A 13,755-nucleotide genomic window follows, 5' to 3' on the forward strand; every position below is an offset into this window, starting at 1 on the left:
ATTCTGGTTAGCTGGCTTGTTTCTCTTGCTCGATCAGCTCGGTGACGCGGACCCTGCCGGTAAGCAGATCGTCCATCAGGCCGGCTTTTTGTTTTTTAAGCTTTAATACTTCACCTTCAAAATAAGCAAGCTTGTTTTCTATACTTCTATAGCGACACTCAATAACTAATTGCTCTTCTTTTAATGGAAGAGGAATAACAACCTTTCGCAAGTTACTCGTATTGATACGCTTCAAGGTCACACCCTGCTCATAACCTCTAACCTGCTTCCTAGAAGTCTCTCCGTTTAGAGCAAGCATCAAAAAAGCGTTATGACATTTCTCTTTGGCTCTAACCCGGAAGCAGTCTGCTTTGTTTATGGCGTTAGGAAGCCGCTTCGGATAAAGGCACGCACGTCCTACAGGATGATTTTGATCGCCTAAGGAGGCAACTAACAAATCACCTGGAATTACTTTATTTCTAAAAAAAGAGTCAGCGTGCTTAAATGAGATAAAAGCGCGATCAGTATCATCGTACTTACCAACACTTATATTCTGCAAACGAACAACGCGCACACCTTCAAGCTCTACATAATGTTCAGTTTTTAAATTCGAGCCAAAAGGGCCATCTGATAGAGACTCAACAACATCATTGATGGTGGGAGTGCCCCAATCTTTCGGAATCCATCCCAACGGCGAGTCCTTATACAACTCCGGCGCCTGCTCGCGGGGCGGGCGTAGCTGGCCGCTGGCGTCGATGCCGCGGGTAAGCAGGTCGTGCAGCAGGCCCTGCTTGACCTGCTGTAGCTTGGCGATGATGGCCTCGGTCTGGCGGATTTGGGTGTCGAGGATGTCGAGTATCTTGGCGATGGTTTTTTGTTCTGAAAAATGAGGGACAAAAATGTTTAACTTTTTCAATTGCGCCCAAGACGTTCTGGGCATCTTTGTCCCTACAGCAGTTTTTTCCGCGTATCGAAACACATGCTCAGACTGAAAAACTCTTGCAGCATATTCTGGCAATACACCTTCGACAGCACGCAGCACTAGAAGATCGGTAGAACAATACCCATCAAAAGGGGCAAGAACGCTTTTTCTCAAATTTGGCCGAAGCTTTCCAAAAATAACATCACCCGCTCTGAAAATAGAGTTGGTGCTGATTGACGTACTGGAAGCAGCACACCCCTTTAAATAACCACTCCCAGAACACAGGTGCTCAAGCCCCACATAGTTAAGAGAGGGATCTTTTACTCCCTCGACTTTATCCGCCACGGGATAAACGATTTCTCCTAGAGTGCATTCGTTAGACATACCCCAGCCCCTCCAGATACCCGGCCAGCCTCTTCGCCGCACTGTCCCGCGTCCGTTCGATCTCGGTCAGCGTTACCTTGTACTTGTCCCACCAGCTTTCCACATTGGCGATCACCTGCTGGCGCTGGTTGCCAATATAACGCTCGACGATGGTGGTCATATCGTGATGCAGGATGGTCAGAAGTAGCTCGGCGGCTTGGGCATCATCCAGCCCATCGACCTTGCCGTTGAGTTCATCCGGCAGCGCAGCACGCTTGGCCTTGAGCTTTTTGGTGAGCGCGGTGCGCTGCTTTTTCCAATCCTTGATCTGTTTTTCCAACTTAGCGCGCTCGATCTCGGAGAGCACGTCCTCGCCGTCGCTGGCCTCATCATCATCGCCGTCGCTGTCGCCGGGCTTCGGCAACTGCTCCTCGGCGGCCTTGATCTGGCTGTCGAGTTCCGCCTGCTGCTGCTCCAGGGTTTGCAGCGCTTCGAGGAAGCCGCCGAGCAGGAACTTCACCAGCTTGTGTTCCAGCGGGTCTTCCTTGTCGAGCTTGTCTTCAAGCGCCGTGACGATGCTGGTGCGCCAGGCATCCACCACGCCACGAGCATCCCGTGCCATCAGTGTGAGGAAGTCATACTTTTGCTGGTGCCAGAAGCCCGCGATCATGCCGCTGACCTGAAAGTCGTCCAGCAGACCTATCGGGTGCAGGCTTTTGGTGAAGCTATTGAGTAGCTCCTGGCGCAGCGCAGCGTATTCGCGATGCTGAGCCAGGGCAGTGATGCTCTGGCGGTGGCGCTGCCACCACGCCTCAAACGCCTCGCGTAGCGCCTGCTCCTGGGCCACTACCCCGGGGTTGTGCTCGATGGCGGGCTTGATATCGGCCTTGGTCGCGATGTGCTCGCGGAACAGCCAATAGCCGGCATCATTGGGTTTGGGCTCGAACACATCGGCCGGGTCGAGCCCCTGGGCATCGAGCAGTGGCCGCTTGGCCTCGACCTCGGCCTCCGGGATGCCACCGACCAGATGCGCATGCACGTCATGGGGCTCCGGCGGTGGGGCGTTGTCGGCGTAGCGGCGGATGTTGAGGTTGTAACCGTTGTCTCGCAGCGTCTCAACGCTGACGGTGGTCGCAAAACCGGGCACGTCCTGCCCTTTGCCTGCGGCGAACGCCTCGTAAATGGCGGCGATCTTTTCGATATGCTCAGGCATCAGATGGTTCTGAGCCCGGCCCTCGGCGTATTCGCGGTCGGCATTGATGAACAGCACCTTACCCTGATTCTTGGGGTGCTTGCTGGCCACCTGCTGCGCGCCGATGCTATGCCGCTGACGCAGGATCAGAATACAGGCGGGGATGCCGGTGCCGTAGAACAGGTTGGGCGGCAGGCCAATGACCGCTTCGAGCAGGTCATCCTCGATGATACCTTTCCGAATATGTTTCTCTTCACCGCCACGAAACAGCACGCCATGGGGCATCACGGTAGCCACCATGCCCCCATCGGCACACACCGCTAGCATATGCTGCAGGAACATCAGGTCGGCTTTTTTCGAGCCCAGCGGCACCTCGCCGTACTTGAAGCGTTCACTGCGACGTTCAGGCTGAAATACCGGCTGGCCGCTGTCGTCGGTGTCCTTGCTACCGAAGTTATAGGAGAACGGCGGATTAGTCAGAATGCGATCAAATCGGATCAGATCACCGTCTTTGACGTGGCGCGGGTGTTCCAGCGTGTCCTCGTTTTCCAAGCTAGACGAAGTGATGCCGTGCAACAGCATGTTCATCCTGGCGATCGACCACACGGTACCGGCGTTTTCCTGGCCGTAGCAATCCAGCCGAAAGCCCTCACCGCCGTGCTCGTCGACCCACTCCTTCGAGGCGATCAGCATCCCACCGGAACCGCAGCAAGGGTCGTAAACGCGGTGATTCTGCTGCGGGTCGAGTAGCCGCACCATCATGCGCACCACCGAGCGCGGCGTGTAGAACTCGCCGCCTTTCTTGCCGGCGGAATCAGCGAATTCGCCGATCAGGTATTCATAGGCCGCACCGAGCAGATCGGGGAACTCGAAATCCCGGTCGCGCAGGCGGTGCTTGTTGAAATGCTGGATCAGTCCGCGCAGCTTGGCGTCGGAGATCTTGCTCTGGCCGACCTTGCGGTTGAAATCGATGTGCAGCAGCACGTCCTGCAGGCTGGTGTTGTCCTGCTCTAAGCCACCTAGGGCCTCATTAAGACGGGTACCGACATCCTTATGGGCCTCGTTGAGCAGATAGCGCCAGCGGGAGGTTTTCGGCAGGTAGAAGCTTGTCTTGTACCAGTTGCGGTTCTCGGCAATCTGGGCCGCTTCCGCTTTGGTCTTGCCCTTGTCGGTCTGCTCCTTGATAACCTGCTCACGGCGCTGGTCAAATACGTCCGAGCAGCGCTTCAGGAACAGCATCCCGAAGATGTACTCCTTGAACTCGGAAGCATCCATCTTACCGCGCAGAATATCGGCGGCACTGAAGAGGTGGCGTTCGAGCTGGGGAAGGGTCAGTGGCATTAAATCAATCCTGAGAAATTACTTGTCATTCGACAGACACAATGAACAGTACAAAAAGATGACGATACGTTATTCGTCCCGGTTCAAGAGCTCGATATAGGCCTTGTAGGCGTAGACACGATTACGCTTCTGCCCGGTCAACTCCTGCACGATACCCAACTGGTTCTCCAGTGCTTCCAATACTTTACCGATCGTGGCGTGGGTCAGCCCGGTCTCTCGGTGCAGCGTGGCAATATTCACCACCGGATGGCTAAACAGCGCCTCCAGTACTTGGGTCGCTGAGCCGGATAGACGGCCCAGTGCCGAGAGCCGTGCCTTGTCCTGGGTCAGCAACGCACTCAGCGCCTGCGCCGTCGCGACAGCATGGTTGGCGGTATCGGTGATCGCATCGACGAAAAAGAGCAACCAACTTTCCCACTCTCCGGTCAGGCGCACGTTTTGGAGGTGCTCGTAGTAAACCTGTCGGTGGCGTTTGAAAAATACCGAAAGATAGAGCAGCGGCTCGGTGAGAATGCCCGCTTGGACAAGAATCAACGGGATCAACAGGCGCCCAAGCCGGCCGTTGCCATCCATGAACGGATGAATGGTTTCGAACTGGACATGCGCCAGCGCGGCCTTGATCACCGGCGCGGTCGTACTCGGCTCGTCGTTGAGAAAGCGCTCGAAGGCGCTCCAGCAGTCGGCAAGCTGATTAGCCGGCGGCGGTACGAAGGCGGCTTCATCCGCACGATGCCCGCCTATCCAGACCTGGTTCTGCCGGAACTCTCCTGGCCGGCGATGCGTGCCGCGGCCGTTGGTCATCAAGGCATCGTGGAGCTCCAACACCAATCGAATGGTGATTGGGTGGCCCTCGCGAATTCGCTGAATCCCCAGATTGAGCGCCCGCACGTAGCAGGAAACTTCCTGCACATCATCCATGGGCACGCCAGGAATGCCTTCCATCTCGTAGATCATAAGGTCGCTGAGCGAAGACTGCGTCCCCTCGATCTGTGATGACATCACCGCTTCTTTTCGAACATAGCTGTAGAGAAACAGCTGCGCGTCGGGTAACAACACCGAGATACCATCCAGACGCCCCAAGGCGACATGCGCCTGTGACAGGCGCGCCTGAAGCTTGTCATCAAGTGACAGAGGCGGATCAGGCGGCAGCGTCGCAGGCACAAAGGCCTGGCAATTCACACCGCCTGCGATGCTGGGAACATGATGGCCGGTCAGCCCGCGACGCATGAGCGTCCCTCTCGGAAGTTAAAATAGGCGACGCCACTATTTCATTTTTGGACATAATTTGAAATAGAGGCACCTTTAATTTTAACGTCCTTCGTTGGCGCGATTGGCTGGGTGGCGCTCCTCGTGCTTCCAATCAGAGCCCATCGACGCTGGCCTGACGGCTGGCTCACAACAAGTAGAGCACCACGACGGTCAGTGGCCATCCATGTCGTCGACACCACCACCAGCCCTCGACGATTGGCGTAGAACCATCCCGATTTTGACCGTAATCGGCTACCCTTGCGTCTTCGGCTTTGCCGCCGTGCTGCATTACCTTTCGATTTCCAAGGATGGTTCTCTTGTCGACTTCCGCGATCCCCCGCCGGGGTGTTCTAACTCTCGTCGCGCTGCTGCTGGTGGCGCTCAACCTCCGCCCGGCGCTGACCAGCGTGTCGCCGGTGCTCGGCAACATCGCTGAGGCGCTGACCTTATCGCCCAGCCTGCAGGGCATTCTGACCACGCTGCCGGTGCTGTTTCTGGGTCTCGCGGCGCCACTGGCACCACGCCTGGTCCGCCGGATCGGCCCGGAGCGCAGTGTGTTTGCCGCGCTTGTGGTATTGGCGGTAGCGCTGCTCGCGCGGCCCTATATCGGCACACTGGGGCTCTTCCTGGGCACGGCGATCGCCGGCGGCTGCATCGGGATCATCGGGGTGTTGCTGCCGGGCATCGTCAAGCGCGACTTCCCCCGACGCGTCAGTATCATGACCGGCCTCTACACCGTGGCGCTCAACCTCGGCGCTTCCGCCGCTGCCGGCACCACGGAGCCACTGCGTCAATTATTGGACGGCGCGTGGCAAGGCGCTTCACAGGGGGCTTCATACAGCCCCTGGCAAGGCGCGCTGGCGTTCTGGTTGCTGCCGGCGGTGATCGCCGCGCTGTGTTGGCTGCCGCAGCTCAAGGACACCAAACCCACTCGCGTTCCCGCCCGTCGCGGTGCGCGGCTACGTCACGACCCACTGGCGTGGCAAGTCTCGCTGTTCATGGGACTACAGTCGTCGCTGGCCTATATCGTGTTCGGCTGGTTACCGACAATCCTGCAAGATCGCGGATTGGCAGCAGTCACCGCGGGGCTGGCCCTGTCGGTATCGATCCTGCTACAGGTGTCCACCGCGATTCTAGCGCCGTGGATCGGCAGCCGTATGCGCGATCAGCGAACGGTACTGATTGGCGTGATGACACTCACCCTGACCGGACTGCTGGGCTGTCTCTACGCCCCGATCGACAGCATATGGCTGTGGATCGTGGTGCTGGGCCTGGGTCAAGGCGGTACTTTCAGTATGGCGTTGACGCTGCTGGCGCTGCGCGCACCCGATGCCACCACCGCGGCTAGTCTCTCGGCGATGGCACAGGGTATCGGTTATACCCTCGCGGCGCTTGGGCCGCTGCTGGTCGGTGTGCTGCACGACTGGAGCGGTGGCTGGAACGTGGTCGGTTTTCTGGTGAGTGTGCTGGGGCTGGGCGCGCTGGTCATGGCGCTGGGCGCCGGGCGCGCTCGTCAGGTGGCATCGACACAGGGTACGGAGTGATAGGGCGCCGAGAAGGCGCCGGTTTCTTTCTTTCGTCAATACAGACTTGCCGTCGATAAAGACCTGCTGTCGATCAAAAAACGATCAGCCAGATCGATCAGGGAATGATCTTCTCGGCACGTAGACGCGCGAACAGGTCGAGGAAAGCCGCTCGCGTCTCGCGGAAGTGGTCGAAGCCGAAGTCGCGAGACTTGGTGGTGTCGTTGACGCACTCCTGATCGCGGCCCAAATCGGCATCAGTGTGCCACCAGGAAGCGAGCTTGCTGACATCCGGCTCTACCAGATCATGCTTTTCGGCGATCTCGCGCCAGGTCGATTCGGCACCGGCCATCTGTTCTTCCAGCGGCTGCATCATCTCCGGGTCGTCCGACGCTTCGGGACCCTGAACCTCTAAACCAAAGTACTCGCCAATCTCTTGCCACATCCGGCGCCAGCGAAACACGTCGCCGTTGACGGTGTTGAAGGCCTGGTTGGCAGCGCCCGGCGTGGTCGCCGCCCACTCCATCTGCCGCGCCAGCACCAGCGCATCGGTCATGTCAGTGAGCGCATTCCACTGGGTCTGCGAACCGGGGAAAACGAACGGCTGGCCGGTTTCCTTGCAGATCGAGGCGTAGACGGCAATCGTCGTGCCCATGTTCATGGCATTGCCGCGGGCATAGCCGATCACGGTGTGCGGGCGATGCACGTTCCAGTTGAAGCCATGGCGCTCGGCGGCCTCGAACAGCACGTCTTCCAGCGCATAGTAGAAGTTGTCGCCCGGCACGCGCGGCTCGGATTCGCGGAACGGCGTCTCGATACGCCCGCTGCCGTAGGCCTCGAACGAGCCCAGGTACTGCTTGGTGCCGGTCACCAGCGAGGCGTGCTCGACCGGCGCCGACCCGAGTCCGGCGAACAGGTTGCGCATCATCTGGCTGTTGGCTTCGACGTTGGCCTTCTCGTTGTCGCGGCGAATCCAGGTGCAGTAGAAGACGTGGGTAATCGGCAGCCCCGCCAGCGCCTGCTCGGTGGCGGGCTTGTCCAGCAGGTCGGCGGCGACGGGGATCACCCCGCTCTGCTCGCTGGCGCGACGAGAAAGGCCGTAGACGGTCCAGCCGCTGGCCACCAGATAAGACGCCAGGTTGCCGCCGGTAATCCCGGTGGCGCCAACCACGAGTGCAGTGCCTTTACGCATGATCGATATCCTCCTCGAAATAGACAGGGACTCGGCACCGATGCCGAGTCGATGCCGAGAGTCTGGTAGGCTTCGATCATTGCTACAATCGAAAGCGTCGCAAATCTTTATTGCACAAGACGCAACTCGATAAATTTCAATTCAATGGATCGCCATACGATGGATCTCAATGCCTTGCGCGTGTTCGAACGGGTTGCCGCCACCGGTAGCTTCACCGCCACTGCGCGCCATTTTCATCGCGCGGTCTCCTCGGTCTCCCGCCAGATCCGCGGGCTGGAAGAGTCGCTAGGACAGCCGCTGCTGTATCGGCATACACGTGCGGTCACGCTGACCGAGGCGGGTTGGCGCTACTACGAGGAAGTCCGCGAGATTCTGGAACGGCTCGATCTCGCCACCGAAGCCTTGGCATACCCCGACACCGAGCCCAGTGGCGTGCTGCGGATCAACGCGCCGGTCGCCTTCGGCCAGCGCCAGATCGTGCCGTTGCTGCATCGGTTCCAGCACCGCCATGCCGGTATCACTGTCGAGCTGCAACTGAGCGACCACGTCGTCGATCCGGTGCGCGAGGGCCACGACATCACCTTTCGGGTTGGCGATCTGGCCGACTCCTCGCTGGTGGCGCGACGGCTGGCGCCGATGAACTACGTGGTCGCCGCAGCGCCGAGCTATCTCGACGCGCACGGCGCGCCGGAGACCCCCGAGGCGCTGGCTGATCACAACTGCCTGCTCTATCAGGGCGAAATGGGCCGCCAGCGCTGGTATTTCCAGGCGCCGGAGCAGAGCGGTTCGACGCCGTTCGAGGTCACCGGCAACCTCTACAGCAACGACGCCGAGAGCCTGCTGCGCGCCGCGCTGATGGGTCAGGGTCTAGTGCTGTTTCCGACCTGGCTCATCAGTGATGCGCTCGCGCGTGGCGAGCTGATACCACTGCTCGAGGCCTGGCGCGGCGAGGTCATGCCCGGCCGCCGCGATATTCACGTGCTGACCACCGAACGCCGCCTGCGAACGCGCAAGGTGCGCGCGTTTCTAGATTATTTGCAGGAATCGCTGGAGCCTCAGCCCGACTGGGACCGGTGGCGTGAACGAATAGGCGGCACCTCAGACGGCTATAGCAAAACCTAATTAGCGATTGAATCGTGCGCGATATAGATTGACCGCATGACGACACGCAACAGCAATTACACCGACGACGCCCTGGCGCTCGAATCGCAGCTATGCTTCGCGCTCTATTCAACCCAACTGGCGATGAACAAGCTCTACCGCGGCCTGCTGCGCGAGCTCGAGCTGACCTACCCCCAGTATCTGACCATGCTGGTGCTATGGCAGCGGGATCGCCAGACGGTGTCGGGGATCGGCGAACACCTCTACCTGGATTCGGCGACGCTGACGCCGCTGCTGAAACGACTGGAAGCGGCCGGTCTGATAACGCGCCAGCGCTCGCGCGAGGACGAACGCCAGGTGGAGATCGCGTTGACCGAAAAGGGCCGTTCGCTGCGTGAAAGGGCCAAGGCCGTGCCCCATGCCGCCGGCTGCGCGGGCCAGTGCACGCCCGAGGAGGCTGCGGAACTGCGCGATGCGCTGCATGGGCTGCGTCAGCGACTCGACGGCCAGTGAAGCGTTGGCGCGTTTTTAAACAGGATCATTTTTACCCAACTAGATCGTACACGATTCAATAGCCCGCGATCTTTAACCCGAAGGAGAAGTCTCATGTCACTCGATAAAGTCTTCTATCGTGCCGAAGCTACCGCTACCGGCGGCCGTGACGGTCGTGCTACCTCTTCCAACGACGCGCTCGACGTCAAACTCTCCACACCCAAGGAGCTGGGCGGTGCTGGCGGCGACGGCACCAACCCGGAGCAGCTGTTCGCCGCTGGCTACTCTGCTTGCTTCATCGGTGCGCTGAACCTGGTCGCATCAAAAGAGAAGGCCAAACTACCCGACGATACCCGAATTCAGGGTGAGGTCGGTATCGGCCCTGAAGGCGATGGTTTCGGCATCGCAGCAACGCTGACGGTGAAGCTTCCGGGCATGGATCGGGAGCAGGCCGAAGCGCTGGTGGAGAAAGCCCATCAGGTCTGCCCCTACTCCAACGCTACCCGCGGCAATATCGACGTGACGCTGAATGTCGAAGTGTGAACCTCAACACTTAGACATCGACACCACGCCACGCTTATTTGTCGGGCGCGACCTCAACGGCCCGAGGCATCGAAAGATGGCTCGGGCCGTTACATCTGGGGTCGCAATTACAATTGAAACGACACTGGGCCGCAGGCAGAAGCGCTTGAACCGCGAGTCTCATGCCACCCCGTAGGCATCCACCCAATCGCCCACCGCCACATCCGTGCACAGCGGTTGTTGATCGAGCCACTCGGCCAGCGCGAGACGGTCACTGTCCTTTGCGCTGGCGTTTTTATGCGGCAACACGAAGACGTCCAGCCTATCCGAGTCGAGCCCGCCGCCCATGATCAGACCGTGCGATTCGAGTTGTGCCTCCAGAGCGCCGAGAAACCGCGCCGCATCCCCTTGTTTCACTTCCTGCAGACGGCATGACAACGCAAACCCGAGTACCGCGAATTGCCCCTTTTCCCGAACTACACCCCCATCTTCCATCCCCGACATAGCGTTTTCTCCACGACGTCCATTCTGGTGGTTGCAATGATCCCACCCCGCGCAGTATCGCGAGCACGTTTACCTTGCGATGCGGCTGGGCGACACAGCCCCTAAAGACCCATCGGCAAGCATAAGGAAAAACTTAAATTTTGCCTAAAGATGAGGGAGGTCGAGAGAGTTGCGATGCGAGGAGAGCGCCGGCCGCGAGCAACGTCAACACGCCACTCGCGGCTTGCCTTATGACGAGACAGCGGACTGCTGCAACGCCTCGCGCTTTTCCATCCAGCGGCCGGTGGCGAAGATCGCGATGCCCAACAAGGCGAGTGAGGTACCCACCAGGCCGGTGGATGACCACGCCAGACCCGCCTTGATGGTCACGCCGGCCAGCCAGGCGCCGAGCGCATTGGCCATGTTGAAGGCGGCGTGATTGAGCGAAGCGGCCATGGTCTGGGCGTCTTCGGCGACGTCCATCAACCGTGTCTGCATGGCGGGGGCGACGGCCATACTGGTCCCGACCAGCGCCACGAACAAGAATCCTGTCCACACCGAGTTGGCGGCGAAGTAAAAGCCACCTTGTACGCACGCCACCCACAGCAGAATGATCGGAATGCCGCGCAAGAGGTTCCAGTCGGCGATACGCGCACCGGCGAAATTACCGAGGATGGTGCCCACCCCGAAAATCGCCAGCACCAGTGGCCCCAGCGACTCAGCCATGCCGGCCTGCTCGGTAAGCGTGGGCATGACATAACTGAACACCGCGAACATACCGCCGCATCCGAAGCAGGCCACGCCCAGCGTGAACAGCACGCGCGGCTTGATCATCGCGCTCAACTCGCGCTTGGGGCTGGCCTGACGGTCGGCAGGCTGATGCGGCACCCATAGGCGCACCATCAATGCCGTCAGCAACGCGATGCCGCCCACGCCGGCAAAGGCCGCCTGCCAGCCGATCATATTGCCCACCCAGGTAGCCAACGGTGCGCCCACTAGAATCGCCACGGTGAGCCCGGTCATGACGCGCGCCACCGCCCGGGCGCGTTGATCGACGGGCACTGCCGCTGCGGCCACTAGCGCCGCGACGCCGAAGTAGGCACCGTGCGGCAGGCCGGCGATGAAGCGTAGCCCGACGAAGGTGCCGAAATGCGGCGCCATGATGCTGGCGAAGTTGCCGAGGGCGAACAGCAGCATCAATCCAATCAAAAGCGCCCGTTTGGGCAACCGCGCCGCCAGGGCCGAAATGATTGGCGCCCCGACGACGACGCCGAGCGCGTAGCTGCTGATGGCGTAGCCGACATCGGGCACCGCCACCTGAAGATCGTCGGCGACGCGGCTCATCAATCCCATGATGACGAATTCACCGGTACCGATACCGAAGCCGCCCAGCGCCAGGGCCAATTCCGCCAAGCGTGGGTGCGCGGCGCCGCCGGAAGGCGTCGACGCGTCTGTGGATGCGCTCATGGGCATTTTCCTGTCTTGAGGTCCTGATCTTGAGAAACGTCTCGAAAAGAACGTGTCCCGAAGACAACGTGTCGCGACCGATTCGCAACCTGTAGGCCGAAACGATCGATTCTCTCAGATTTAGACTTAAGTCTAAAACACAAGCGCTCTAACATGACGTCAATTGCCATCCATGACACAGAATACGCGCTCCGCCACGCTTGGCCTGATAGGATCGAGTCAGGATTTCCGTGGAGTCATCGCCATGCCCGAGCTGATTCGTCGTCCCTTCGTCTTTCTGCGCCATGGCCAGAGCACCAGCAACCTGAACCGTCGGATCGCCGGCCAGCGCGATGTTCCTCTCACCGCACAAGGCGAACGAGAAGCGCGCCAGGCAGCGGTACTGCTCGGCGACGTCGCCTGGCCGCTGATCGTCGCCAGCCCCCTGGAGCGGGCCCGACGCACGGCCGAACTCGCCACCGGGCGGGCGCCACATTGTCTGCTCGGTGGTCTCAAGGAACGCCATTGGGGCGAGCACGAAGAACATCCCATCCCCGAGACGATGCCTTATTTACTCTCGCCCGAGGGCGGGGAAAGCTGGGCGGATTTCGTCACCCGTATCGTCGCCACGCTCAATACCCTGCTCGTCGAGCACGAGACGCCACTGATCGTCGGCCATTCCGGGCTGATCCGGGTGATCCGTTATCTCGACAGCGGTTCACCGGAAGGGCCGCGCATCGATAACGCCGTGCCGCAATGGGTGGCGCCATATGGAACACGCGGCTGGGAGATCCGCCCCCTGCGTGAGCCAGACATGGCGCACTTGCCGCGTCTGTCGACGACGACCTGATGCGCGTCACTCGCGTCCGGCATTGACCGACCACGCCAGCGTCTCGCCGGCCTTGAAAGGCATCAGCGTCTCGCCCTGGCCGGTGGTGCGCTCGGGCATCGTCCAGGGGCGACGTTCGAGCACGATCTCCTCGTCGTTGAGCGGCAAGCCATAGAAGCGCGGGCCGTTCTCCGAGCAGAATGCCGCGAAATGCTCGAGCGCGCCTTCCTCTTCAAACACTTCGGCATAGACCGCCAACGACGCCTGGGCGTTGAACACCCCGGCGCAGCCGCAGGCCGTTTCCTTGGCGGCGACCACGTGCGGCGCCGAGTCGGTGCCCAGGAAGAACCGCGGATGACCGCTGGCCACCGCCGCGCGCAACGCCCGCTGGTGTTCGGCCCGTTTGAGGATCGGCAAACAATACAGATGCGGACGGATACCCCCCACCAGCATATCGTTGCGGTTGTGCGCCAGATGCTGCGGCGTCAGCGTTGCGGCCAGGTTGGCATCACCCTCGAGGACATACTGCGCAGCGTCGCCAGTAGTGATGTGCTCGAACACCACCTTGAGTGCCGGGAAGCGCTGGCGCAGCGGGATCATCACCTCGTCGATGAAGAACTTTTCTCGATCGAAGATATCGATCTCGCCGCGCGTGACCTCGCCATGCACCAGTAGCGGCATGCCGATCCGCTGCATCACCTCAAGTAGCGGGTAGATGTCCTGGATACGCTTGACGCCGTGCTGCGAGTTGGTGGTGGCATTGGCCGGATAGAGCTTGGCCGCCGTCAGCAAGCCGCTGGCGTGCCCTGCCTCGAGTGTCTCGGCGGAGACGCTCTCGTTGAGATAGCAGGTCATCAGCGGCGTGAAATCATGGCCCGCCGGCACTGCCTCGAGAATCCGCGCGCGATAGGCCTCGGCCGCCGCCAGCGTTGTGATCGGCGGCATCAGATTGGGCATCACGATGGCCCGCCCATAGACCCGACTGGTGGCGGGTAGCACGAGGCGCATCACGTCATCGTCGCGCAGATGCAGATGCCAGTCGTCGGGGCGGCGGAGGCGAAGACGGGTGGGGGACTCGGACATTCTCAGGCTCCTGGGCACGGGCGGAAAAGCTGACGAAAA

The 13,755-nt window shown here is 60.4% G+C and carries 12 protein-coding genes; 5 read left to right on the forward strand and 7 right to left on the reverse strand.

Annotated elements, in window-relative coordinates; translation table 11 throughout:
• Window positions 1-7 precede the first annotated feature (7 nt).
• The 3 genes from OP494_RS05885 to OP494_RS05895 all read right to left on the reverse strand — a co-directional run bounded on the left by OP494_RS05885 (window position 8) and on the right by OP494_RS05895 (window position 5,024).
• Window positions 8-1,285: a restriction endonuclease subunit S gene (locus tag OP494_RS05885; protein WP_280539784.1), complete on the reverse strand. Its 1,278-nt coding sequence runs from the start codon at window positions 1,283-1,285 to the stop codon at window positions 8-10.
• Window positions 1,278-3,797, reverse strand: a complete 2,520-nt coding sequence (locus OP494_RS05890) for an N-6 DNA methylase (RefSeq protein WP_280539785.1) — start codon at window positions 3,795-3,797, stop codon at window positions 1,278-1,280. Before OP494_RS05890 ends, OP494_RS05885 begins: the two co-directional genes overlap by 8 nt.
• 69 nt (window positions 3,798-3,866) lie before the next feature.
• A complete protein-coding gene (locus OP494_RS05895; protein WP_280539786.1) occupies window positions 3,867-5,024 on the reverse strand; it encodes a Fic family protein in 1,158 nt (385 codons plus the stop codon).
• Window positions 5,025-5,353: 329 nt separating this feature from the next.
• On the opposite strand from OP494_RS05895, the gene OP494_RS05900 reads away from it, so the two are divergent.
• Window positions 5,354-6,589 (forward strand): MFS transporter, encoded by a 1,236-nt coding sequence (locus tag OP494_RS05900; RefSeq protein ID WP_280539787.1) that lies wholly within the window; start codon window positions 5,354-5,356, stop codon window positions 6,587-6,589.
• A gap of 97 nt (window positions 6,590-6,686) precedes the next feature.
• On the opposite strand, the gene OP494_RS05905 is transcribed toward OP494_RS05900, so the two are convergent.
• On the reverse strand, window positions 6,687-7,760 hold the full coding sequence (locus OP494_RS05905) for an SDR family oxidoreductase (protein WP_280539788.1): 1,074 nt from the start codon (window positions 7,758-7,760) through the stop codon (window positions 6,687-6,689).
• Between the two features lie 159 nt (window positions 7,761-7,919).
• On the opposite strand from OP494_RS05905, the gene OP494_RS05910 reads away from it, so the two are divergent.
• The 3 genes from OP494_RS05910 (at window position 7,920) to OP494_RS05920 (ending at window position 9,896) form a co-directional block, all read left to right on the forward strand.
• The gene (locus OP494_RS05910; protein ID WP_280539789.1) at window positions 7,920-8,882 is read left to right on the forward strand and encodes a LysR family transcriptional regulator; all 963 of its coding nucleotides are present in this window, start codon (window positions 7,920-7,922) and stop codon (window positions 8,880-8,882) included.
• A gap of 36 nt (window positions 8,883-8,918) precedes the next feature.
• Window positions 8,919-9,374 (forward strand): MarR family transcriptional regulator, encoded by a 456-nt coding sequence (locus tag OP494_RS05915; RefSeq protein WP_280539790.1) that lies wholly within the window; start codon window positions 8,919-8,921, stop codon window positions 9,372-9,374.
• 93 nt (window positions 9,375-9,467) lie between these two features.
• Entirely contained in the window at window positions 9,468-9,896 is a 429-nt protein-coding gene (locus OP494_RS05920) for an organic hydroperoxide resistance protein (protein WP_280539792.1), read from the forward strand.
• Between the two features lie 159 nt (window positions 9,897-10,055).
• Here the strand turns inward: OP494_RS05920 and OP494_RS05925 are convergent, their stop codons facing one another.
• Both OP494_RS05925 and OP494_RS05930 read right to left on the reverse strand, forming a co-directional pair.
• The gene (locus OP494_RS05925; protein WP_280539794.1) at window positions 10,056-10,379 is read right to left on the reverse strand and encodes a 50S ribosome-binding protein YggL; all 324 of its coding nucleotides are present in this window, start codon (window positions 10,377-10,379) and stop codon (window positions 10,056-10,058) included.
• A 228-nt stretch (window positions 10,380-10,607) separates the two neighbouring features.
• Window positions 10,608-11,825, reverse strand: a complete 1,218-nt coding sequence (locus tag OP494_RS05930; protein ID WP_280539795.1) for an MFS transporter — start codon at window positions 11,823-11,825, stop codon at window positions 10,608-10,610.
• A 244-nt stretch (window positions 11,826-12,069) separates the two neighbouring features.
• Here OP494_RS05930 and OP494_RS05935 point away from each other — a divergent pair, with 244 nt between their 5' ends.
• Window positions 12,070-12,654 (forward strand): histidine phosphatase family protein, encoded by a 585-nt coding sequence (locus OP494_RS05935; protein ID WP_280539796.1) that lies wholly within the window; start codon window positions 12,070-12,072, stop codon window positions 12,652-12,654.
• 6 nt (window positions 12,655-12,660) lie between these two features.
• Here the strand turns inward: OP494_RS05935 and pyrC are convergent, their stop codons facing one another.
• Window positions 12,661-13,716 (reverse strand): dihydroorotase, encoded by a 1,056-nt coding sequence (pyrC, locus tag OP494_RS05940; protein WP_280539797.1) that lies wholly within the window; start codon window positions 13,714-13,716, stop codon window positions 12,661-12,663.
• Window positions 13,717-13,755: the final 39 nt, after the last annotated feature.

The sequence above is a fragment of the Chromohalobacter sp. 11-W genome, assembly GCF_029889905.1.
Lineage (GTDB): Bacteria > Pseudomonadota > Gammaproteobacteria > Pseudomonadales > Halomonadaceae > Chromohalobacter.